At 45.9% G+C, this 22,719-nt stretch carries 19 protein-coding genes; 10 read left to right on the forward strand and 9 right to left on the reverse strand.

Going from position 1 to position 22,719, the window contains the following annotated elements:
* Positions 1-23: 23 nt before the first annotated feature.
* Positions 24-2,219, reverse strand: a complete 2,196-nt coding sequence (gene recQ, locus QUB10_RS23015) for a DNA helicase RecQ (RefSeq protein ID WP_333205587.1) — start codon at positions 2,217-2,219, stop codon at positions 24-26.
* 97 nt (positions 2,220-2,316) lie between these two features.
* Here recQ and QUB10_RS23020 point away from each other — a divergent pair, with 97 nt between their 5' ends.
* Positions 2,317-2,601 (forward strand): DUF427 domain-containing protein, encoded by a 285-nt coding sequence (locus tag QUB10_RS23020; RefSeq protein ID WP_190738299.1) that lies wholly within the window; start codon positions 2,317-2,319, stop codon positions 2,599-2,601.
* 209 nt (positions 2,602-2,810) lie between these two features.
* On the opposite strand, the gene QUB10_RS23025 is transcribed toward QUB10_RS23020, so the two are convergent.
* Together QUB10_RS23025 and QUB10_RS23030 are read right to left on the reverse strand one after the other, a co-directional pair.
* Entirely contained in the window at positions 2,811-4,244 is a 1,434-nt protein-coding gene (locus QUB10_RS23025) for a transposase (protein ID WP_333205588.1), read from the reverse strand.
* Positions 4,245-4,602: 358 nt separating this feature from the next.
* Entirely contained in the window at positions 4,603-5,268 is a 666-nt protein-coding gene (locus QUB10_RS23030; RefSeq protein ID WP_333205589.1) for an L-threonylcarbamoyladenylate synthase, read from the reverse strand.
* Between the two features lie 75 nt (positions 5,269-5,343).
* Between QUB10_RS23030 and larC the strand changes: the two genes are divergently transcribed.
* Together larC and QUB10_RS23040 are read left to right on the forward strand one after the other, a co-directional pair.
* Positions 5,344-6,783 carry a nickel pincer cofactor biosynthesis protein LarC gene (gene larC / locus QUB10_RS23035; RefSeq protein ID WP_333205590.1) on the forward strand — a complete coding sequence of 480 codons (1,440 nt, stop codon included), beginning with the start codon at positions 5,344-5,346 and terminating at the stop codon, positions 6,781-6,783.
* Positions 6,784-7,162: 379 nt separating this feature from the next.
* Positions 7,163-7,726: a Uma2 family endonuclease gene (locus tag QUB10_RS23040; protein WP_333205591.1), complete on the forward strand. Its 564-nt coding sequence runs from the start codon at positions 7,163-7,165 to the stop codon at positions 7,724-7,726.
* Between the two features lie 461 nt (positions 7,727-8,187).
* Here QUB10_RS23040 and QUB10_RS23045 read toward each other — a convergent pair whose 3' ends face one another.
* Positions 8,188-10,536, reverse strand: coding sequence for a PhoX family phosphatase (locus tag QUB10_RS23045; protein WP_333205592.1), 2,349 nt, complete (start codon positions 10,534-10,536; stop codon positions 8,188-8,190).
* A 296-nt stretch (positions 10,537-10,832) separates the two neighbouring features.
* Positions 10,833-11,300, reverse strand: coding sequence for a hypothetical protein (locus QUB10_RS23050; RefSeq protein WP_333205593.1), 468 nt, complete (start codon positions 11,298-11,300; stop codon positions 10,833-10,835).
* Positions 11,301-11,599: 299 nt separating this feature from the next.
* Between QUB10_RS23050 and folK the strand changes: the two genes are divergently transcribed.
* The 5 genes from folK (at position 11,600) to QUB10_RS23075 (ending at position 15,922) form a co-directional block, all read left to right on the forward strand.
* Complete coding sequence (gene folK, locus QUB10_RS23055; RefSeq protein ID WP_333205594.1) at positions 11,600-12,088, forward strand: 2-amino-4-hydroxy-6-hydroxymethyldihydropteridine diphosphokinase; 489 nt, start codon at positions 11,600-11,602, stop codon at positions 12,086-12,088.
* Between the two features lie 179 nt (positions 12,089-12,267).
* A complete protein-coding gene (locus QUB10_RS23060; protein WP_333205604.1) occupies positions 12,268-12,816 on the forward strand; it encodes an NUDIX hydrolase in 549 nt (182 codons plus the stop codon).
* Between the two features lie 150 nt (positions 12,817-12,966).
* A complete protein-coding gene (locus QUB10_RS23065) occupies positions 12,967-14,418 on the forward strand; it encodes an FAD-binding domain-containing protein (RefSeq protein ID WP_333205605.1) in 1,452 nt (483 codons plus the stop codon).
* 114 nt (positions 14,419-14,532) lie between these two features.
* On the forward strand, positions 14,533-15,180 hold the full coding sequence (locus tag QUB10_RS23070; RefSeq protein WP_333205595.1) for a Uma2 family endonuclease: 648 nt from the start codon (positions 14,533-14,535) through the stop codon (positions 15,178-15,180).
* Positions 15,181-15,274: 94 nt separating this feature from the next.
* The gene (locus QUB10_RS23075; protein WP_333205596.1) at positions 15,275-15,922 is read left to right on the forward strand and encodes a Uma2 family endonuclease; all 648 of its coding nucleotides are present in this window, start codon (positions 15,275-15,277) and stop codon (positions 15,920-15,922) included.
* Between the two features lie 213 nt (positions 15,923-16,135).
* On the opposite strand, the gene QUB10_RS23080 is transcribed toward QUB10_RS23075, so the two are convergent.
* Positions 16,136-16,585, reverse strand: coding sequence for a hypothetical protein (locus QUB10_RS23080; RefSeq protein ID WP_333205597.1), 450 nt, complete (start codon positions 16,583-16,585; stop codon positions 16,136-16,138).
* A gap of 97 nt (positions 16,586-16,682) precedes the next feature.
* Here QUB10_RS23080 and QUB10_RS23085 point away from each other — a divergent pair, with 97 nt between their 5' ends.
* Complete coding sequence (locus tag QUB10_RS23085) at positions 16,683-16,985, forward strand: hypothetical protein (RefSeq protein ID WP_333205598.1); 303 nt, start codon at positions 16,683-16,685, stop codon at positions 16,983-16,985.
* A gap of 500 nt (positions 16,986-17,485) precedes the next feature.
* Complete coding sequence (locus tag QUB10_RS23090; protein ID WP_333205599.1) at positions 17,486-19,618, forward strand: pentapeptide repeat-containing protein; 2,133 nt, start codon at positions 17,486-17,488, stop codon at positions 19,616-19,618.
* A gap of 166 nt (positions 19,619-19,784) precedes the next feature.
* Here the strand turns inward: QUB10_RS23090 and QUB10_RS23095 are convergent, their stop codons facing one another.
* The 3 genes from QUB10_RS23095 to QUB10_RS23105 form a co-directional block, all read right to left on the reverse strand.
* Positions 19,785-21,359: an FAD-dependent oxidoreductase gene (locus tag QUB10_RS23095; protein WP_333205600.1), complete on the reverse strand. Its 1,575-nt coding sequence runs from the start codon at positions 21,357-21,359 to the stop codon at positions 19,785-19,787.
* A gap of 9 nt (positions 21,360-21,368) precedes the next feature.
* The gene (locus QUB10_RS23100) at positions 21,369-21,503 is read right to left on the reverse strand and encodes a hypothetical protein (RefSeq protein WP_333205601.1); all 135 of its coding nucleotides are present in this window, start codon (positions 21,501-21,503) and stop codon (positions 21,369-21,371) included.
* A 105-nt stretch (positions 21,504-21,608) separates the two neighbouring features.
* Positions 21,609-22,391: a Uma2 family endonuclease gene (locus QUB10_RS23105; protein ID WP_333205602.1), complete on the reverse strand. Its 783-nt coding sequence runs from the start codon at positions 22,389-22,391 to the stop codon at positions 21,609-21,611.
* Positions 22,392-22,719: the final 328 nt, after the last annotated feature.

Below are 22,719 nucleotides of genomic sequence, written 5' to 3' on the forward strand. Positions count from 1 at the left end.
CGTTCATCAGCCTACATCTGCGGTTAAAAACCGACATAATTTTGCCGCCACCAAGCGCGCACAAACTTAATCTCCTCAAACGTATAACGTTCTTCCAAAAAATCATAAATTGCTCTCAGTTTTTCATCCCCCATAACTTCAATAGCGTACACTATGGCCTGCTGGCGTTCCGATTCCACCAACAAATTTATATCAACTTCCCTGCCCATTTCCATCAATTCTATCAGATGCCCAGAAATAGTATTAGGACTCATACCCCGCGCATTGGCAATGCCTTGAACTGTCAAACCTTGTCGGTATAATTCCCAGGTTTGCATCTGCGAATAAGACGCAACGTTGGAAAGATTTGGAAGATTAGCGGCCTCAGAAGATGCAGCACCACTTGGCAATCCTTGTTCTTGGCAAAAAGTGCGGATTGCCTCCAAGAAAACCTTACCGTACTTATCTCGCTTGTTGCTGCCAACGCCGTAAACTTCCTCGAATTCGGTGAGATTTTGCGGGCGTTTTTCTGCCATATCTCGCAAGCTTTTATCAGCAAAAACCACGTAAGGTGGCACAAATTGTTCGTCGGCAATTTGCTTGCGTAGTGTCCGCAGTATGCTAAATAAAGCTTCTACTTCTACTGCCAAAGAACGAACTTTCCCCTGTACTTCCCGCTGGGGTTCAATGGCGATTTCAACTGTGCGCTGACGTTTCATAATTTCCCAACTTTTTTCATTCAGTTTCAAAATGGGAAATCCGTCTGTTCTTTCGTCTAAAAAACCTTGATTTAACAGCGAACGACTCAATTTTTTCCAATCTTCGGCACTTCTATCTTTGCCAATTCCGTAAGTAGAAAGTTGGTGGTGCTGGTATTGCAATACTTTTTGATTTTTTGAACCGCGCAGCACGTCAATAATGTGATTCATGCCGAATTTTTCTTGGCATCTCGCGACGCAAGAAAGAAATTTCATTGCCTCAATTGTCCAATCTTCTACGGGTTTTTGGTTGCAACAGTTATCGCAAGTACCGCAGTTTCCTGGGAATGAATCGCCAAAATAACTTAACTGGATTGTGCGTCGGCACTCGGTGGATTCTGCATAGTTGATTACTCGACGCAACTGTTGGCGGGCAATTCGTTGTTCTTGCGGATCTGGTTTTTGCTCGATGATGTAGTCGATCATTTTGACATCGCCGTAGCCAAAAAATAAGCTGCAATGGGCGGGTTCGTTGTCTCGGCCTGCGCGGCCGGATTCTTGATAGTATCCTTCGAGATTCTTGGGTAAGTCGTAGTGAATTACAAACCTCACGTCTGGTTTGTTGATGCCCATACCGAAGGCTATTGTGGCTACCATTACTTGCACGTCGTCGCGAATGAAGCGGGTTTGATTGGTGGCGCGATCGACATCGTTCATGCCGGCGTGGTAGGGTAAGGCTTGGATGCCGCTTTGTTGCAATTTATAGGCAACTTCGTCAACTTTTTTGCGGCTGAGGCAATAGATAATTCCCGAACCGCCTTTTTTTTGGATGATTTGCAAAACTTCGGCAAAACTGTGCTTGGTTTTGGGGCGAACTTCGTAGTATAAATTGGGGCGGTTGAAGCTGGCGACGTGGATGTAGGGATTTCGCAGAGTTAGCTGCTGGATGATGTCTTGGCGGACGCGCTCGGTGGCGGTGGCGGTTAGTCCCATAATGGGAATGTCGGGATATCGATCGCGCACTCGCTGCATTTGCCTGTATTCTGGTCGAAAGTCGTGCCCCCATTCCGAAACGCAGTGGGCTTCGTCGATCGCAAATGCCGAAATTCCTAACTTATTTGCTACTATATCTAAAAACGGTAAAAATCTCTCGCCGAGCAAGCGTTCGGGTGCAACGTAGAGCAATTTAATCTTACCTTCGAGAATTGCTGTTTCGCGCGATCGGGTTTCCTGACTGCTCAAAGTGCTGTTGAGAAAAGTCGCCCCAATTCCATTATCCTGCAAAGCCTCCACCTGGTCTTGCATCAGAGCAATTAACGGCGAAACAACCACGGTCAATCCCGGTTTCAACAGTGCCGGTAATTGAAAACACAAAGACTTGCCACCGCCCGTCGGCATGACAATCATCATATCCCGTTTTTGTAAAGCAGCTTCGACAATTTCCTGCTGTCCCGGACGGAAAGAGTCATAGCCAAAAAAATGTTTAAGAGCTTGTTCCAGGGACAGTGGCACAGAAGATATTGGCGGATGAGACGCTGACATTTGCAGTAGTTGGTTGTTGGCTTCTCAACTATTCTATGCCTTTTGAGCACAAATACAGTTACAATAATTGAGAATCTCAATTTAAGCAGAAAAACTGATGCCGAAAGCAATTTGGAATGGTGCCGTTTTGGCCGAGAGCGACAAGTGCGAAATTGTAGACAACAACTATTATTTCCCCGCCGATGCCATTAACCGTGAGTATTTCAAGGACAGCAGCACTCACACTACTTGCGGTTGGAAAGGTGTTGCTAGTTACTACAGTGTCGAAGTCGGCGGACAAGTTAATAAAGATGCGGCTTGGTACTATCCTACTCCCAAAGATGCTGCTAAAAATATTGCCGGATATATTGCTTTTTGGAAAGGAGTTAAGGTAGAGGCTTAGGTTTTTTCCGCAGGTTTGTTAGCTGGCGATTCCGACAGGCCGCCAGGGAATTAATTCCCTGGCTCATAGCTGAAGTCGTCTTAAGACGACTGTGGAAATCCGGGAGGAATAACATAAGTTGCGATGAGTTCAAATAGAAATAATATCTAATATCTACTGATAGCGATTGCTCCTCTGATAATTGTCAATCCTGTGAACGAACCTGACGGTCAACGGATTACCGTTAGACCGCAGGCTTCTTTTTCCTTTTCTGCAAAGGCTTTTTTGAGTGACGGAGTTCCCCCGCCACTTTCGTAACTCAGGCCAATCTTTTTTATAAGTTTGGCTGAATTTTCATCTCGATCCAAAGATTCCCCACATTGGCAAGAATGCCAGCGCTCCGACAAGTCTTTTGGAACTTTGTTGAGGCAATTCCAGCAATGTTGAGAAGTTCCTTTTGGAGCGACAAACAAAACGCTTTTACCTAATTTCCAGGCGACATATTTGAGAACGCTGGCGAATAGTCCGTGAGCAGCATCAAGCATGGATTTATTCAAACCACTTTTAGCTGACTGACCGTTTGGCAAATAAACTAAATTGCCATCCTCAATATCGGTCTTGGGTTTGGCACGTCTAGTCAGATTTTTGACACTCAAATCTTCAACAACTAAAACATCACATTTGCCGAAGAGCAGCTGTGCCGTTTTGAATTGAAAATCTAGTCTAGCTCTAGCTATAAACTGGTGAAGTTTAGAAATCTTATCCTTGATTATTTTCCAAGGCTTAGAACCTTTAACCCTACTAGCCAGCTTCGCTTGAAGTTTTGCTAATTTCTGGGCAGATTTTCTCAAGAATCTAGGATTTTCAACTCTTTCACCATTGGATAGGTAAACGTAATTAGTAATTCCCAAGTCAATACCAAGAGTGTTTTCTTCAGTCGGTTGAATTTCTGCAACCGTTACGGGAACCGTCTTATCTTCTAGCGTCAGGGAAATATACCACCCATCCGCTTCTCTGATAACTGTACCCGTCTTGACCTTGAATCCTGTTGGTATTGGACGATGGAAAACCATAGGCACTTGACCTATCTTTGCGAGGTCGATACAAATCCTATTTTGTTCGTCCTTGACAATATCTAAGTTGTCTAATTGAGGATAAGTGAAAGATTTGTAGTAGTGAAGTCCTTTGAACTTGGGCTTGCCTCTACGATTGCCATTTTTGTCCGGCGTGGTGAAATTTGAGAAGGAAGTATCCACCCTGTTTACTACATCCTGTAAAACCTGAGAATCCAACACTTTATAATCAGGAAATAGCTTTTTAGTGTTTTTAATGTCGGCAAGCTGTATGGTTTGCCACTGTACATATCCGCCTTCAATGTTCGAGAAAACATCACCCTTTTTAGTTAAAGGATTGCCTGATTCATCCTTTTTTCTACCATCCCTAGTCTGCACTCTGGTTAAGGGAATATTTTGATAAATCTCCTCAACAGGAACTATCGAAACAATCAATGGGCAAGCGTTCATAGGGGTTCTCGTGGCTTCCCACCATCTAAATCTTTCACCGAGTCGGTAGTTGTACTGCCGACGACAGAGTTCTAAATGAGCCACAATTGTTGCTAATTGGGCTTTTGTGGGTTTGAGGCGGTATTTGTATGTCAGTTGCATCGGAAACTTCCTTTTTTCGACCTACTTTAATGTACCATTTTTTCAGTTTAATGTTTAGAAAGTACATCAAAGTTAAAGGTACTTGCAATGTCTAATTGTCGGCTTCCGTCCCTCCATCCGACGCTTCTGGACATCCCTGCGGTAATTTATTCGGGGTACTTCGCGCAGCGCTCAGATTAATCCCCTCTAAATATACCGAGGGACTTCCCGGCTGTTAGTTAAAATATAGGACAGAGCTTAATTAAATTCAATACCATAACCGCTATATTTAACAGTCCTCTTTGAGAGGACTTTCGCTATGAGACGGGGGTTTTGAACCCCCGGCGGACTGTTGGAGAAGCGAAAGCATCCTCAAATTTTAATCTTTTTCCCAAACGGCAACAGCTTCCGAACCCAAACCACGGCGAACAACAATCGGTTCGCTTTGTGTCAAATCGAGAATGGTAGAAACTTGATATCCCGGATCGGAACCGTCATCGACAATGACATCTACTAACTTTGAAAAACAGTCAAACAGCTCAGCTTTGCCAAAGCTTTCTGCTTTTCCGGCCGGGACTGGTGCTGCACCTTCATCATCTGTGGTAATGTTAGCGGATGTTGAAATAATTGGATTTCCCAAGGCTTCCAACAGTGTAAAACAAAGCCGCTGGTCGGGAACGCGAATTCCAGTGGTTTTCCGTTTTGGGTTCATTACCAACCGCGGCACTAACTTAGTAGCTGGCAGCAGAAATGTATAAGGCCCCGGTATTAACCGCTTGATAATTCTGTATGCTTCATCGCTGACAGCAGCATAGTCGGTGATATTTGACAGAGAGGAACACAGGAACGTTAAAGGCTTATCATTGGATAGTTGCTTGATCTGCCTGACTCGTTCTACCGCAGACTTGGAGTTGAGATCGCAGCCGATCGCGTAAACTGTATCTGTCGGATAAAGCATCACGGCCCCATCTTTTAGAGCTTTGTTAATTTTCTCGATCCGGTCTCTTTGGGGTGCAACTGGATGCACTTCGTAAATAGTTGCCATGTTAAGATATTGCAGGCTAAGTGGGCGATCGAAATATCGAGTGAAACAATCAATGCTAAAAATTAATTGTTAACAATGAATAAAATAGCTTATTTTGACTGTCCAACCGGCATTGCTGGCGATATGTGCATCGGAGCTCTCGTCCACGCCGGCGTTCCTTTAGAATACCTAATCGAAAAACTCAATTTGCTCGGCATTTCGACAGAGTACCAGTTGCGGACGGAATTAGTCCACCGGAATACTCAACAAGCAACTAAATTTTATGTCGATTTAGCTGCGGATTTGTCGTTAAAACCGGAAAATCCTGCTACCGAACTCGATCCCTCAGAAACGGAATCCCCGACTTTCGACGCCCGCCGCCACCATCATCATCACGGGGAAGAACATTCTCACAGTCACGGGGAAGAAGATGCAGAAATTAGCCACAGTCATCACCGCAATTTACCCGAAATTGAGCAGATCATCGTCTCTGCAAAATTGCCTCCGCGCGTGGAAGCTTGGAGTTTGGCCGTATTTGGCAAATTAGCAGAGGCAGAAGGTGCCGTACACGGTATCCCCGCCAGCGAGGTTCACTTTCACGAGGTGGGGGCGACGGATGCAATTATTGATATTGTGGGTACTTGTTTGGGTTTGGATTGGTTGGATATTGAGGAGTTTTACTTTTCGGCGATGCCCACTGGTGGCGGTACGGTGAAGGCGGCCCACGGCCGATTAGCGGTGCCGACGCCGGCGGTGATGCGGTTGTGGGAAACGCACCGAGTGCCGGTTTATAGCAATGGGATCGATCGCGAATTGTGCACTCCTACGGGAACTGCGATCGCCTGTACTCTCGCCTCCGCTTTCGGCCCGCCACCGCCGATGCAAATTCAGGCCATTGGTTTGGGTGCAGGTTCTCGAAACCTGGCAATTCCTAATATTTTGCGCCTCTGGATTGGGGAGAAGTCAGAAGGAAGTTCGGCAACGGATTCTGTAACGGATGTAACGGATGTCAGAAAGAGGGCAGAAGGAAGAGGGAAGTTTTTAAACAATACTCAATTCCCAATTACGGATTCCCAATTACCAATTACCAATTCCATAGAAACTATTACGGTACTGGAAACGCAAATTGATGATTTGAGTCCGCAGGCGATCGGCTATGTTTTTGATGCTTTGTTTGCCGCCGGAGCTCTGGATGTTTTTACTGCCCCAATTGTGATGAAAAAGTCGCGGCTGGGGGTTTTGTTAACTGCGATTTGTCATCCAGAATTTGAGGATGCTTGTGAAGCAGTTATCTTTCGCGAGACTACTACTTTGGGAATTAGGCGATCGACTCAACAAAGAACTATTTTACACCGAGAAATCCAGACCGTTCAAACAGAATACGGCGAAATCAAGATAAAAGTTGCGAAGTCTGGACAAACGATTGTTAATGTACAGCCGGAATACGAAGATTGCGCGGAAATTGCCAGACTTAAAAATATTAGCTGGCGGGAAGTTCACCGCTTGGCGCTGCAAAGTTGGTACGATCGAGGTTAGGAATGAGAATTAAATAACTTCCACTCTTGAAAGTGGGATGGGCGTCCCGCCCGTCCAGAAAGGACGGGCGGGACGCCCATCCCACAATAACAATTAAAATTGTAAGTTATTTAATTCGCGATCCTTAGTAAATTACAGTGACTTACATGAGGAATTTAGTCCCTGACGGGCTGACAATCGGTCAGACCCAGGAGGCTTGAGGAATATCTAAATCAGAGGAATCAAAACCTCTGATATCATATCCGGTAGATTACCCCTAATACGGTAGGGGCGGGTTCACTAAAAATATCTGCCAATAATTGACAATCTCAAAAACCCGCCCTTTTAATCGCTTTTTCTTCAAGCTATTATAGAAACATACTTGATTCTCGATCGCATTATGGTTGCCTTACCCGATCGCCCATCGATGAGTGCAGAAGAATACCTGGCTTGGGAACCCACCCAAGAGGAACGCTACGAGTATTGGGATGGCGAAGTCGTCGCCATGAGTGGGGGCACCCGCAATCACAATCGAATTTCAGGAAATTTCTTCAGAATCCTAGATGATGCCCTTGTCGATCGCCCTTGCGAACCTTACATCGCGGATGTCAAAGTCCAAGTGGAACGAGGGCAAAAATATTTTTATCCTGATGTTGTGGTCACTTGCGACGAGCATGATAACGATCCGCAATTAGTGCAATTTCCTTCCTTAATTATCGAAGTTTTATCGCCTTCCACAGAAGCAGCAGATCGCGGCATTAAATTTGCTAAATACCGCCAATTTTCAACACTGCAAGAGTATGTCTTAGTGCAAGTTGAACAGCCAGGAGTAGAGATATTTCGGCGCAATCAACAGGGGCAATGGGTTCTCTCCGAGTATGGTTTGGGCGATTCCTTGCAACTTGAATCGGTGAATCTAGAAATTGCGATCGCCGATTTATATCGCCAAGTACAATTTTCTTAAAAATTTCCCTGTCAAGGGATTTGATATTAAGGAATGAGAATTAAATAACTTCCACAAGTTTGTGGGATGGGCGTCCCGCCCGTCCAAAAAGGACGGGCGGGACGCCCATCCCACCATAACAATTAAAATTGTAAGTTATTTAATTCGCGATCCTAATTATTGTAGCAATTTTTTTTAGTATTTGAACGAACCACGAAGACACGAAGAGCGCGAAGAAAGAACAGTATCTTATTCTTTCTCTTTCTTCGCTTCCGCGTGCCTCGCGGTTCATTTAATCTTACTCCCGATTCGTAAAAAACTCGGTTTCTGGGCCCCGATGCGTAAGTCCAATTTAAACTGAGATGTTGCACCATTCTCAATAAGCTTTTTATGGACAGGCAAGATGCCTGTTCCACAAAGAGTGAATTTTCTTGTGGAACAGGCATCTTGCCTGTTCTTGAGAATGGTGCAAGATGTGAGATTTAAACAAACTGACCCGTTGAAGTCGATCGCACCCGACGAATTCCAATCACCGACGGCATCGGCGAACGACGCCGATCGTTCTCAATATTACTCGGCCACAAACTGCCGCGAGACACACTCCGAGTCTGATTGAAAACAGCACCGTTCAAATCCAACATTTCAATTTGCCGACTCAGTACAGTACCATCATCGATCGGGCAATCTTCCCCAGGATGCTGCACCGCAAGCAACAGCGTATCTCCCACAAAAGTCGGCCCAGTCATTTCGCACCGATTCGGGCCGTAAGCAAACGGAATTACTGTTCCTGCATTCGGCCCAGAAGTCGGAATATAAAACAGCCAATTGTTGCCGAAAACTCCAGTAAAATCTGACACATTTCCCGTCTTCTTGTGGTCGATCGTCGTTGGCTTTCCAGCCGCACCGACATCAAAACCGTTGTGCGTGCTCGTAGACATATCAGTGACGCCCCAAACATTGCCTTGAGTGTCAAAAGCCAAATTATCTACACTAGCAAATCCCGCCCCAGCTACCGAACCCGCTTCTCCACCTTGAGCCAAACGCTGCCAGCGGAACGTCAAACCTGCACCGTCTGGACTGTCTTCAATTATTTTGTAAAGTCCTCCCGACTGCTGAGTGCTGTTGACGGCGCTACCGTATTTAGCAACAGTAAAAATGCGAGAATCTGGATAGCCGTCGCTTCCGGGTGCTGCGTCCGTATAAGCAATGAAAACTTCCTTAGTAGTAGGATTAACTTCCAAATCTTCCGGGCGCGCCGTCGGAGTGCCACCAATCAAATTAGCAGCTAAGAAAGCATCAACTAACACCGCACCTTGGCTGCTGTAGAAATTAGCCAGAGTTTTATTTTGGTAGCCCGGAATTGCTGTTGCTTCATTGGTTGTATCTACTACAAAAGAACCGCCGTCTTCGGTTTGACCAGCAATTCCGGCGCGTTTGGGCAAGCGAGTATTTGCATCTCTTTGAGCTTTGCCAAAACTTGCTAATTCCGCCTCGCCAACTTTAGAAGGACGCACCGGATTTGTCGGGGTATTTAATGTCAGTGGCAGCCATCTTCCAGTACCGTTGCGGTTATATTGGGCCACGTACAAAACGCCGTCTTCAAATAATCGGCTGTTGTTTTTATCTGCGGGATTCGTGACAGTACCGTTGCTGACAAATTTCCAGGTGTGTCCGCCGCGCCGATCGTCCCCCATGTACCCTATTAACTTGCGGCCTGCTTCAGCGCGAATCCCGACGTTTTCGTGGCGGAAACGGCCCAACCATGTGTGCTTCCGGGGGCGGAAACTCGGATCTAGGGGATCGACTTCTACCATCCAGCCGTATTTTTCGCCGACTAAGCCGAATTCCTCACCGATAGTGCCCTTGGCGTAGCTGGTTTGGCCACCGTTGGGTTTGATGTTTTCCTGAACTCCGACGAAGAATAGTTCGCTACCTTGGAAGTTTTCTTCGGCGGAGAGGATTGTTCCCCAAGGGGTTGTGGCGCCGGAACAGTTGTAAGCTGTACCGATGATGCGGTTGCCGAGTCCGTCGGTGTTGACTTGCGCGAAGACTTGGGTAGCTGCGGGGCCCGTGCCGGTGAGGTACTCGTTATCGCCTTGTCTGGTGCCCCAGGATGTGACATCTTTGTATTTGTCGGTACGCTGGCTGTTGATTCCTAGCCCTGAAAGTCCGTGAATGCGTCGGTTGAGGGGGTCGCCGGCGATCGCCTGAAATCTACCGTTAGACTGTTTGGTGATGCGGACGATCGAACCACCGAGATTGTACAGAAATTCGCCGAGGGTATCCCGATTCTTGACCGATAAGTCTATACCGAGGACGGCGCGATCGGTTGTGGGAAATGGTGCCAGATCAGACGGCGCTTCCGGCGCCACTTTCGACATCGGGAAACCTACATACTCGTGGTTAACCCAGAGATAACCGTCGTCATTGCTGCCGCGAAGGCCTACAAAGCCGGTGTAGTCGTTGTTGTAGCCGAAATAGTCGGCCGGATCGGGGAAAACTCGATCCCCCCAGCGGACAATCACGTAACGTTCGTATTCCGGCGGCACAACCACATCGTCAACAACGCTGTAACTCGTTAATCTAGTATCCTGCGAGGCAGCCATCACGGTTCCCTGTCCCCCCGGCGCCATCGCCATGAAGCTGGGCATTTCTCGATAAATCGGCAGCGGGTGGGGAAGTCTTAACGGAGTGAAAGATAGCGAAACTACAGCTTCTGCCGAGGTGGAATTGATGCCGAATAGTGTTTTAGTTACTTGAGGGGCAAGCACAGTGGTAGCTGCACTGCTGCCGAAGAAAATTAGCAGTTGTCGGCGAGTTATTTTAGACATAAATTCCTGTTCAGCCCAACTTCCCTAATCAGATGATTCCGTATGAAACTCTATCACTATTAAATTAAGGGAAGTTAACCTGAAGGTTAATTAAAATTGGGAGATATTTAGGTTAACAAAAAGTTAAATATTCTAATTGGCAAGTGGTAATTGGGAATAGAGAGAGAGATTCAGGAAAAAATATCTATCCGTGTATCCGTGATTTCCGTGTCGTGCTGTTGGTTATTTGTTGTTTGCGACCAATGCCCGATGCCCGATGCCCAATGCCCCATGCCCCATGCCCCATTACCAATATTTCAATCATCTCGAAAACCCGGATCATTTTCTCTGGAGGTCGATCGACTAGGCGCAGGTACATTAATCACTTGCGAAAACCCAGAATTTGCGGGCGAGATATTGCCATCTCTGAATCCCAGCAGCAATTGAGCATCGGCAAAATATCTAGTCCACTGTTCGATTCTCGCATCTTTCTGCCAGTCGCGGCGCGATACTCTCGATCGCAAAACGGGAACCCTTTGTCGGCTGCGATCGGCTGTAATGATGACTGTAACTTCTGTTAATGCCGGATTTTCTTGAAACTCGCGGGCGATCGACTCTTTCGCTAAATCTTCCGCCTGCTGCACTAAACTTGCAAAAGATTGACTGCCGTCCGAATCTAAGGTAAGGTAGCGCTCTTTGGTTTCAGCCAAAGCTATCGATATACTTGCTGTTAAACTGATAATTGCTAGAATGACGGCCGACAATAAGCGTAGGTACAAATTCATTATTTTTGAAACTAAATACTAACACTTGTCAATGATAGTTAATAAAATTTAACAGTCGGTTAATATTTGATTAAAATAATGTTTTGGGTCACCATGTTTCCCTAAAAAAGTGTCCTGTAGGATCAATTTACCACCAAAAATTAGGCTTTTAGAGGCGGGTTTTACTCGAAATATTTGTCGGTAGTAAAGGAGATCGATCAACCCGCCCCCGCGTTACTCTTCTTCCCTCTTCCTGCTTCCTGACATCCGTTACATCCGTTACATCCGTTACACAATCCGTTGCCGAACCTTCCTTCCTTATGAAATCAACAAAATGTGCGATCGCCCTCGGTAGCAACTTAGGCGACTCCCTCGCCACACTCTCTAGCGCGATCGTAACCCTCAACAACACCCCAGGAATAGCAGTAAAATCCCATTCAAGCTGGTATCAAACCGCCCCCGTCGGGCCGCCGCAACCCGATTACATCAACGCCTGCGCCATCCTAGAAGTGGCACTAGAACCCGAACAATTGCTAGCAGCTTTATTAGAAATTGAAATACAATTTAATCGAATTCGCCGAGAAAAATGGGGGCCAAGAACCCTAGACCTAGATTTGCTGCTGTACGACAATTTAATCCTAGAAACTCCGACACTGACTCTACCTCATCCCCGGATGACCGAAAGAGCTTTTGTATTAGTACCTTTAGCAGAAATTGCCCCGGATTGGGTGCATCCGGTGACGAAAAGTGCGATCGTCCAACTCCTGCAAACCGCAGACTGTTCCGGAGTGCAAAAATTGCAACTGTAAAAATTGAGTACAATTCAGGGATCGTACCAGTTTCACAAAAAATGCAACCGTAAAAGCTGCAAACTGTGATAGTTATCAGTCATTCCCAATCTAAAATCTAAAATCTAAAATCTAAAATCCTATGAGATCGCCTATGATGTCTTAAATCGGTGCCATCAAACATTATTCGCTTGTCGCTTATGTCGATCGGTCAAGAACTACCCCAACTCCTCAAACAACGCCTATTTTACCAAGGGCGCAAATTCAACTTTGACGTAGCCACCCTCCGTCTTCCCAACGGTTCCGAAGGCGAGTGGGAATGTATTCGCCACCCAGGCGGAGCACTTGCAGTTCCCGTCACACCCGAAGGTAAACTCGTCTTGGTACGCCAATATCGCTTTGCCACAAAAGGGCGAATTTTAGAATTTCCCGCTGGTACAGTCGAAATCAATGAAAGCCCCGCCGAAACTATCAAACGCGAAATCGAAGAAGAAACCGGATATCGCGCTGGAAAATGGCAGAAATTAGGGCAATTTTTTCTCGCCCCCGGTTATTCCGACGAAATCATTTATGCTTTTTTAGCCCAAGATTTGGAAAAACTGGAAAAGCCGCCAGCACAAGACGATGACGAAGACATGGAGACAGTTTTATTCACCCCTGAAGAATTAGAAAAAGCTATCTTAGCTGGGGAACCCATTGATGCAAAATCTATTTCTAGCTTTTTCTTAGCCCGTCCCTTTTTGACTTAAATAGGACTGACGGAAAAAACCCGGTTTCTTATAAAAATCGTGCATCAAACCGATAAATCTTAACTTAGAAACCGGGTTTTTGAACCCGCTTGTGTCCAGAACAGTAAAATCTAAAATCTAAAATCTAAAATCTAAAATCGAATGTCCGATATATCCAATCTAATTTTATTTTGGCACCGCCGCGACTTGCGTATTTCTGACAACATCGGACTGGCAGCAGCGCGCCAGCAAAGCCCGAAAGTAGTCGGAATTTTTTGTCTCGATCGCAATATCCTAAATCAGGATGACGTAGCGCCAGCCAGAGTCACATACATGATCGGCTGCTTGCAAAAACTCTCCTCGCGTTACAGGGAAGCAGGCAGCCAATTGCTGATCATTCAAGATGACCCGATCCTAGGAATACCGAGATTAGCAACAGCTATAAATGCTCAAGCAGTATTTTGGAACTGGGATGTAGAACCCTACGCAAAACAGCGCGATCAGTCCGTATCAAACGCCCTCCAACAAGCAGGAATTCAAGTTCAAAATTTCTGGGATCAACTCCTGCACGCCCCAGATGAAATTCGCAGCGGTACAGGGACTCCCTACACAGTTTATACACCATTTTGGAAAAAATGGAACAGTAAACCTAAAGCCCAACCAGTAGAGACACTGCCGATAACTTATCTGGAATTAATGACAGGCTTAACCGCCGAAGAACAAGCAATCGCAAACGAAGCAGGTGCAATGGAAACAGTGCCAACTGCCTTTAGTTTGGGATTTATTTGGGAAAATCCATTAGTAATAGAACCCGGAGAAGATGCAGCGCAACAAAAATTAGAAGAATTTTGCGATCGGGCAATTTACCAATATCAAGAACAGCGCAATTTCCCCGCCATTAACGGCACATCCCAACTCAGCGCAGCCCTCAAATTTGGTGCAATAGGCATCCGCACAGTTTGGCAAGCTACTCAGATAGTAATGGACACTTGCCGCAGCGAAGAAGCGTCTACAAGCATCCGCACTTGGCAACAGGAAATAGCGTGGCGGGAATTTTACCAACACGCCATGTATAATTTCCCAGAATTAGCAGACGGCCCCTACCGTCAAGCATTCAAAGACTTTCCTTGGGAGAACGATGAAAAGCTCTTTCAAGCTTGGTGTAAAGGCAAAACTGGCTATCCTATTATCGATGCAGCAATGCGGCAGTTAAATCAGACAGCTTGGATGCACAATCGCTGCCGCATGATAGTCGCCAGTTTCCTCACCAAAGATTTAATTATTAACTGGCAGTGGGGTGAAAAATACTTCATGCAAAAATTGATAGATGCCGACCTTTCTGCTAACAACGGCGGCTGGCAGTGGAGTGCATCAAGCGGTATGGACCCGAAACCTTTGCGAATATTCAATCCGGCGAGTCAAGCTCAAAAATTCGACCCGGAAGGGGAATATATTCGGCACTGGGTTCCAGAATTGCGCCGCGTTGATACTAAACTTTTGCTAACAGGAAATATTTCGCCTTTAGAACGCCGACTTCTTCATTATCCCTCTCCGATCGTAGATCACAACGAGCAGCAGCGCAAGTTTAAGGAACTTTACAGCCAGCAAAAAAACGCAGATTAGACAGCTCGATTTTGGGCGATAGTTACCAGTAAATTAAGTTGAGGCGACGCCGTGTGCACCTCAACTTAAAAGATTGTATCAGTTATAATAAACTTAAATAAATCGGAGGTTGAAATGGTAACGCTGCAATTAAGACAAATCATTGTACCCCCTGGACATAGAGTGCTGTTCAATGATGTCAACTGGCAGGAATTTGAAGCAATTTTAGAAGAGTTGGGAGAACACCGTGGCTCTAGAATAGCTTACAGTCAAGGAACTTTGGAGATTAGGATGCCACTACCAGAACATGAGAAAGCTAAAATCATTATTGGCTATTTAGTGAAAATTCTGTTTGAGGAACTAGAAATCGAATTTGAACCATTTGGTTCGACGACTTTCAAGCGAAAAAGTATGTTACAAGGAATTGAACCTGATGAATGTTTTTACATTCAGAATTATGCTCTAATGATTGGTAAAAAGCGGATCGACTTAACTGTCGATCCGCCGCCTGACTTAGCAATTGAAGTCGATCTAACTTCCAAAACTCAACTCGATGCTTACGAAGCTTTGGGAGTACCTGAAATCTGGCGCTATGAAAATAAAAAGCTTCAGATTAATGTGCTTCAAGATGGGAAATATGTTGAATCTGAAATTAGCCCGACCTTTCCCAATCTGCCAATTATTGAAGCTATTTCTCAATATTGCGAACAAAGCCAAACAGTGGGTACGAGTCAAACTCTCAGATTGTTTCGCAAGTGGGTTAGAGAACAAATCAGGCTTTGATCACTGAAGTCCTCACTACAAAGCTGACTGTTTCCCAATGCCCAATTACCGATACAGACAAGTTATCATAAACTTAAATAAATCGGAGATTCAAATGGTAACGCTGCAATTAAGGCAAATCATTGTACCACCTGGACATAGAGTGCTGTTAGATGATGTCAACTGGCAGGAATTTGAAGCAATTTTAGAAGAGTTGGGAGAACACCGTGGGTCTAGAATAGCTTACAGTCAAGGAACTTTGGAGATTAGGATGCCACTACCAGAACATGAATTTAATAAGGAAATCATTGGCGATATGGTGAAAATATTACTCGAAGAACTTGAAATTGAGCGAGAATGTTTTGGTTCTACGACTTTCAAGCGAAAAAGTATGTTACAAGGAATTGAACCTGACAACTGCTTTTACATTCAGAATTATGCTCTAATGATTGGTAAAAAGCGGATCGACTTAACTGTCGATCCGCCGCCTGACTTAGCAATTGAAGTCGATCTAACTTCCAAAACTCAACTCGATGCTTACGAAGCTTTGGGAGTACCTGAAATCTGGCGCTATGAAAATAAAAAGCTTCAGATTAATGTGCTTCAAGATGGGAAATATGTTGAAGCAGAAATGAGTCCGACCTTTCCCAATCTGCCAATTATTGAAGCTATTTCTCAATATTGCGAACAAAGCCAAACAGTGGGTACGAGTCAAACTCTCAGATTGTTTCGCAAGTGGGTGAAAGACCAAATACAAAGTTGATATGAAATCCCTAAGCTGTTCTGCATCTAAATCGTATTTTTTGTGCGGGCTTTCTGGCCCAACCCCTACTCCACACACGAACTTTATCAAATTTTAGTTCACAGTTTAAATGTGCAACAGCTTAGTCCACGCACTTGCTGTCAGAAATCCGGCTTATTTACGATCGCCAAAAAGCCATTTTCTCACAGCAAGCCTCCTAATTCCGTTGTATTTTTAATTTCGCTTTTGGGAAATAGAGAGAGAGTAAGGGTGTTGACCTTGAGATCGATCGCCCACAAAAATAACATAAGTCCCCTTGTCCCCATAGCCGGAAAATTCTACATTCCCCGCAGCAGCATTCGCCGGCAGCACGCAGAAACGCCCCCTCGGCCCCTGAATCATCAAACTCGGAGCTCCAGCGGTTTGTACTGCAATCCGCCAGTAAGGCAAATCCTGCGTTACTTCGATGACGTGGTTCGGTGCTTGGGACACAAAACCGCAGTCGCCGCTATTGTTCGGGCCGCCGGAAACTCCAGAAACTCCCAGCGGTTCGGGAAATCCCGGAGCAATTTGTAGCGGTTGGCTCCGAAGGGCACCGGCATCCGCTAAAATCATTGCCAAGGCTAGGGTGACGATCGGGCTAAACCACAGTTTGCCGCGATCGCCCGGATAATGGATCTTCATGTTTCCTCACACAATGGCATTTGGTTCTAGTTCTTTGACGGTAGGGGATAATGGCGGTTCCAAACACATTAATCTAAAATAACTTCCGAATTTTTTTATGAATCCTCAAAATAACTTCAATTGGCAACAAGCGTTCGGAGAACTAAAAGCTAAAGTAGAACGATCGCCACTCATCACACAAAATTCAGACAGCTATCAAGCCCTCGGAACCTTATACAATCAATTACTGGACCAGTTTCAAAGACTCCCCAAACCCGGGCAGGTGGCAGCCTTTGCCGTCGCAGCGATAATTGTCCTGACAGTCTTCAATAGCATCGTAAAGCTAATTTCCGCCCTGATGACTCTTGCCGTTCTCGGAGTGCTAATCTACATAGCGTTTGACACTCACCGACCGTCCTAAAGGCGAGGTGATTCTTGGCTCCACGACTGACCTTACTACTCACTATCCTTACGGCAATACTTAAACCTTTCAACCGTGGAATACCACCAATTGACGAGCTTAACTTAGTTAATCCCAGAGGGTCTATCTCCCCAAGCGTACTAGGATATGAACCTAGAGTTCAGGCGTGCCCCGCCTTACTTCAGTAGTCAACAAAGTATTGGGTTCTCTGGTATTGGGATATTATTTTTTTTATCCCTAGCTGTATAGCGAGTTTTCGCCGCTCTTTGCCCCTAAATTTATGCCTGAAAGTGTGTCTCAACTGTTTCACGATGGCAATGGAGTTTCACCCTGACAACTTAATTATAACCTGGTTTGGGGTTGCTTTGCCAAGCGTAAATTCACGCTCATCCAATAGAAAGCCGTCAAGCCAACGACGGGGTTTTAAACCCAAATTTCTGATAAATTGGCAATATCTCCTGATTCCTCCAACTAACGACTAACAATAGGAAATTATAAATATGGCTAATCCCACCGCGCCCAGCGGCATCAATCAACCCGATCCGTCTTGGCAAACACAATCCAAGCAAATGCCACTGCTGGTTCGCAGGTGCGGCGCTTGGGCAGTGGAAATTTCGTTAATTGCGGCCAGCGCCCTCGTTCCCTTCAGTATCGGGGCATTAGTCAACCAGGAATCTCAAACCGTGCCGCTCAATTCCTCAGTAGCAGCAGCATCCGAAACCGTCGCCCGTACCTTGGGCATACCCGTGCGCGATCGCAATCCAAGAGTCGCACCCCTAACTAATCTATTCTGGTCAGGGGCACTGCTGGCACCGGCAGTTTTAGCGGGGTGGCAACTGTTTTTGCTCGCCAGAACCGGTCAAACTCTCCCCAAACGCTGGTTCGGGGTCAAAGTTGTCACAGCGTCGGGTACTCCTCCGGGTTTTGGGCAAGTGCTAATTCGCGAAAGTTTGGGGCGCTGGGGAGTGCCTCTGGGCGTCGCTTACGGCATTTGGCGCTTGACGGGAGCGTTTCCTGATTTGCTGATTTTAGGGGGGCTCAGCGGCTTGGCAGTGCTCGCAGACGGCGCGGTTGCATTGCGCTACAAACGGCAAGCGGGACACGATCGCCTCGCGAATACTTTGGTCGTCAATGCTCGATCGAATCAACTGTCTGACAATCCTGTCAAGAGTCCAGATTGGACTGAGGAAGACGCGCAGATTGCGGCTTTGGTTGTGACTCCACAAAGCGGGCTGAAAACAAATGCCAGTTTGTGGAATTGGATGCGCCAACACCCAGGCACAACTTTAGTGATAGTTATCATCGGCAGCGCGGGATTGATTTTAACTTTGTTTGTCGGCACTCTCATCTACACTCAAAGTCAAGCAAATATGCGGGATTCCCGGCAGCGGAACGACGAATTATTTGTAGCTTTAGTCAGCAAATTGTCTCCCACATCGGCTAGCGGGGCATCCGGCAGGCGATCGGCCATTTTGGCTTTGGGGGCCGTGGAAGACTCCCGCGCCGTACCTTTGCTAGCGGATTTGCTCGCTCAAGAAGACAACCGCGCTATGCTGGACGCGATCCAGCAAGCTTTAGTCAGTAGTGGCCCGAAAGCTTTGCCTGAGTTGCAGCGGTTGAATCAGGCCCTCAGCAACGACCTCGATTCCCTGCGGTTTGGCGGCAAGGCCCCCGAACGCGAGTTAGCGGCCGCCCGCCAGCGAACAGTACAAAGGGCGATCGGCAAAATTCTCACAGTGTATAGCAGCCAGCTCAACGGCGCGGATCTCAGCCGCACGGATTTAGCTCAAAGTCCTGCCGGCCCATCTCAGTTTACTTTAGTTTTAAACAAAGTTGACTTGTCGGGAATTAAGTTGAGAAATGCCAATTTAACCAATGCCAGCTTGCAGGGAACTCGCTTTTACGGCACCGGCGAAGACAGGCGTCCGGCTACCTTTGACGATTGGATTTCTGACTTGAGCGGCGCTAATTTGGAAGGAGTAAATTTGGTCGGGGCGTCTTTGAACAGTGCTGTAATGAACCGCACTACTTTTGTGCGCGCTGTCATGAACAAAGCTAATTTGTCAAACGGCAATTTGAACTCAGCTAATTTCAGCAGTGCTATTTTAATTGGAGCAAATTTGCAGGAAGCACTGTTAAAAAATGCAAGTTTTACCGGGGCAGATATAGGAAGCGCGAATTTGTCGCGAGCGGATTTGTCGGGTGCGCGTTTGGGCAAAGTGAAGGCTCAAGGCGCTCAGTTGTCCTTGACAAATTTGTCTAAATCGGAATGGCAAGGTGCTGATTTGTCCGGTGCTGATTTGAGCGGCGCAAACTTACAAAATGCCGATTTGACTTCGACTAAACTCGCCAACGTGAATTTAAAAGATGCTCGGTTGCAAGATGCGAATTTTCGCAATGCAGAGGTGAGTTCGGTTGATTTTAGGGGCGCGAATTTAGCGGGAGCGGATTTTAAAGGCGCTGTGTTTCTGGGGAAGGCAGCTTCGGATCAATTTATTCAAAATCCGACTGGTAGTAAATCCGGTCGATTCCTAGGAGTTGATTTTGCGGAGGCTAAGAATTTAGATAAAAGTCAAATTGCTTACATTTGTTTGCAGGGGGGGATTCATCCGAAGTGCCCGCAGAAGAAGTAAGGATTGGTTGTTAACGAGTAGGCTAATACAGTTGAGCATTTAAATTGTATATTCAGGGCGGGTGGGACACCCCAAAAAAGTTTGATTATTTTTTGACATACAATTTAAATGCCACAACAGCTTAGTCAACAATCAATAATCATGAGGAGTGCAACCGGGATTGAGATTATGCAATAGCATCCGAAGTGACAAGATTCTCAAATTGCGCCAATAGCATTCCATCACCATTATTTGGAACTCCAAAAATTTTAGGTAACTGGCCTGTTTGGGCGAGAACTTGTCTCACTTCTCGGTTAGATACATCGGCTAGATTTTTGTTATTTAGAATGGCATTAATTGCAGCGATACCCACACCTTGACCAACTGCGGCGTTGAATTCAACAATTCTGCCCACAGAACAGGCTAACCCTTCAAATCCCGAACACGGACTGACTACTGCCAGGTTAGGAACGTTTTTAATTAATGCGTGGCGGATGCCAATATTAAAGATAGGCTGTTTAAAACTCAGACTTTTCAACCATCCTAGACTGTTTGCTTTCTCGCCAATACCCGGAATGCCTCCGCGGACATCAAAATGATAGCTAAATGTTGCCAGTGCCTCATTAGCAGGTACGCCACCTAACAGCATTTGTGCGCCAGTTAAAGGTTCTACAACTCCTGTCACATTGCCAGCGTGTCTGATATAAAGTTCTGAGGCATAAGTAACAGAAGTAGCCCCCAAACTCCTCAGCCAAGTTGTAATAAATAACATCTCTCTTTGCATATTAGCCGTGGGTTTGCTCCCGCTTCTAGCTAAGGCTTCGGCTTCGCTGGCTGTGACTGCAAATAAAAGCGCATTCCACGAAAGTCGGTCATTTGGAAGTATTGCTATATTTCCCTCATCTAAAATTATGCCAGTTTCAGAAAAAGATAGTTTTCTTCCTCTAAATGAGTGGTAAGCTACAGACAGAGCCGGTGCGCGAACATCGATGTAATCGTTACCCGCCCACAGAGTTTTGAGATTGCCTTGAGTGTCCCTCATTTCCCGCCGAAGCTCTTCTGCTAGTTTGGCATCCTTGCCGGCAGCGTACAGCAAAAATTTTTGACTCTCTGCATCGGCCAGGTTGGTAAAGCGTTTTAGATAAATATAATCGAATTCTTTCAGTGCTCTTGCACTGAGTCCTTGGGTTTCAAAAACGAGGGTGACTGGAAGTTCTGAATTAGGCAGACCAAATGTTTCAAATCCCTTCAGCTTTCTCACACCGGCAGCTTGAGCTAATTCGGCATTGACAGTGGCATCAATAAATTGCTTGCCGGCATAAACTACGCCTTTAGAGGTGGTTATACTGGCAATTTTTTGACCTTCTTTACTGACTGATTTAATTTCTACTTTGCTGAGGAGATCAGCCCCAGCTTGTACCAGCATTTCTTTCAGCGCTGCACTGGCTTTGCGGGGGTCGAGTGCAATTGCCTTAACGCCGGATTTTTGTAAGAATTCTTTATAGATTGTCGCCGGTGAACCAAAGGTATCTAACTTTAAAGATTGTTGAAGTTCTTCACTAATCTGACTTCTATCTAAATAAGCAAGACCGCCTCTTACCAAATGCCCGCCAATTCCTTCTTGCAAGCTTGCTTTAGACATCAATAGAATTCGCGGATAACGCTTTGTTCGGCGAAGATATTCTCTGGCGGCAGAGATAACAGCTAGAACTCCTGGAACTTCATCACCAAAACAGATGACATCGTAAGAACGCACATCCATGACCATTATTTAAGAACGTCTCCTAATTTTCATGTTTTCGAGCTGGATCTCAATGTTTGCCGTCCAACTCTCTGTTTTTCCCAAATCTAGCTCGATATTTCCTGCTTCTTGCGATAAATATTCACACATTTCTGGAGGCAGCAACCGGGTTTTTCCCAGAAAATCTTTCGTTGAGGACGATCGATCGGGCGTTGAAAAACCCGGTTGCTGAGCGTCCAGAGTCCGTCAGTCTGGTACTCTTGATTGCCATCAGCCCAGATTATCAGGATCTATCCCCAACTCCCGCAATCGCTGAGCTAGTCGATCGGAACGTTGGGCCAGTCGATCGGCGCGTTGCGATTCCTGTTGGGCGCGCTGGGATTCCTGTTGGGCGCGCTGGGATTCCTGTTGGGCGCGCTGGGATTCCTGTTGGGCGCGCTGCGCTGATTCTTTCACCTGTTCTTCAGGAGTCAGATAACGTTTTCCATCGGCATCGTACCAATACAACCACTCCCTTGTCACCCCAGAATAACTTCCCCTTTCACAACCAATCCCCAAACCAATTTCAGGCATCCAAACTGGATTTCCTGACTGTAACTCGTACTTCCCATTGACTAACTTGTGTACTTCCAAATGAGGTTTACGACGGCGGCGGGAAGAATAAATGACGTAATAAAGTACGCCTAAAGCTTGATAAGTGTCTAATTTTGTGCTGTATTCCTTGCGATAAGTTGGGGAAACAACTTCTAGCACGAAAAGTGGCATGACATTTTCATCCCACAGCACGTAACTGGGGCGCAATTCTTCGTCGTAAAATCGTTCTACTCCTAAACTTAAGAAAGCATCTGGGACAAGGGGCGGTTCGTCAGGGTGATGATAAATACCCATATCTATGCCAAAAAACCAGTCCATCCGTTCTGCCCAAAGTATGAGCAATATTGCTTTTAACAACCCTGGTATTAATTCTTGCAGTTCGTTATCCACAGGCGTTTCATCTGAGTCTGGTAGTTCATCGGCTGAGGGCCAGTGCCTCGGAAATTTGTAATCTAACATGGCGGCTTTCCTCAAAACTCACTAATATTATACCGTTGATTTGTTTGGCAATAGTATTTATGGAACGAACCGCGAAGACGCGAAGGAAGAGAAGAGAAGATGATAGGTAATTTTGACTTAGTTAATCTGAAGTAATTTTTGTAAAAGATTTGCTGAGACTTACGCGATCGACTAAACTATGTCTAACCAGTCGGTTCTAATGGGGACTTACTAAAATCCTAGACATTTCTGGAGAAATCCCGAAATAGCTAAGTAAGTCCCGGCTTTCGTTATTAGGGAGCGTTAAAGTTCATACCTTGGGGTGCGTGCCAGCCCCAAGCACTATAAC

Origin of the sequence: Microcoleus sp. B5-D4 (assembly GCF_036705145.1) — a bacterium.
Lineage (GTDB): Bacteria > Cyanobacteriota > Cyanobacteriia > Cyanobacteriales > Microcoleaceae > Microcoleus.

What these genes read in the sequence shown, in the direction of transcription:
- recQ (WP_333205587.1), bottom strand. Translation starts at nt 2,219, where the DNA reads ATGTCAGCGTCTCATCCGCCAATATCTTCTGTGCCACTGTCCCTGGAA.
- QUB10_RS23020 (WP_190738299.1), top strand. Translation starts at nt 2,317, where the DNA reads ATGCCGAAAGCAATTTGGAATGGTGCCGTTTTGGCCGAGAGCGACAAG.
- QUB10_RS23025 (WP_333205588.1), bottom strand. Translation starts at nt 4,244, where the DNA reads ATGCAACTGACATACAAATACCGCCTCAAACCCACAAAAGCCCAATTA.
- QUB10_RS23030 (WP_333205589.1), bottom strand. Translation starts at nt 5,268, where the DNA reads ATGGCAACTATTTACGAAGTGCATCCAGTTGCACCCCAAAGAGACCGG.
- larC (WP_333205590.1), top strand. Translation starts at nt 5,344, where the DNA reads ATGAATAAAATAGCTTATTTTGACTGTCCAACCGGCATTGCTGGCGAT.
- QUB10_RS23040 (WP_333205591.1), top strand. Translation starts at nt 7,163, where the DNA reads ATGGTTGCCTTACCCGATCGCCCATCGATGAGTGCAGAAGAATACCTG.
- QUB10_RS23045 (WP_333205592.1), bottom strand. Translation starts at nt 10,536, where the DNA reads ATGTCTAAAATAACTCGCCGACAACTGCTAATTTTCTTCGGCAGCAGT.
- QUB10_RS23050 (WP_333205593.1), bottom strand. Translation starts at nt 11,300, where the DNA reads ATGAATTTGTACCTACGCTTATTGTCGGCCGTCATTCTAGCAATTATC.
- folK (WP_333205594.1), top strand. Translation starts at nt 11,600, where the DNA reads ATGAAATCAACAAAATGTGCGATCGCCCTCGGTAGCAACTTAGGCGAC.
- QUB10_RS23060 (WP_333205604.1), top strand. Translation starts at nt 12,268, where the DNA reads ATGTCGATCGGTCAAGAACTACCCCAACTCCTCAAACAACGCCTATTT.
- QUB10_RS23070 (WP_333205595.1), top strand. Translation starts at nt 14,533, where the DNA reads ATGGTAACGCTGCAATTAAGACAAATCATTGTACCCCCTGGACATAGA.
- QUB10_RS23075 (WP_333205596.1), top strand. Translation starts at nt 15,275, where the DNA reads ATGGTAACGCTGCAATTAAGGCAAATCATTGTACCACCTGGACATAGA.
- QUB10_RS23080 (WP_333205597.1), bottom strand. Translation starts at nt 16,585, where the DNA reads ATGAAGATCCATTATCCGGGCGATCGCGGCAAACTGTGGTTTAGCCCG.
- QUB10_RS23085 (WP_333205598.1), top strand. Translation starts at nt 16,683, where the DNA reads ATGAATCCTCAAAATAACTTCAATTGGCAACAAGCGTTCGGAGAACTA.
- QUB10_RS23090 (WP_333205599.1), top strand. Translation starts at nt 17,486, where the DNA reads ATGGCTAATCCCACCGCGCCCAGCGGCATCAATCAACCCGATCCGTCT.
- QUB10_RS23095 (WP_333205600.1), bottom strand. Translation starts at nt 21,359, where the DNA reads ATGGATGTGCGTTCTTACGATGTCATCTGTTTTGGTGATGAAGTTCCA.
- QUB10_RS23105 (WP_333205602.1), bottom strand. Translation starts at nt 22,391, where the DNA reads ATGTTAGATTACAAATTTCCGAGGCACTGGCCCTCAGCCGATGAACTA.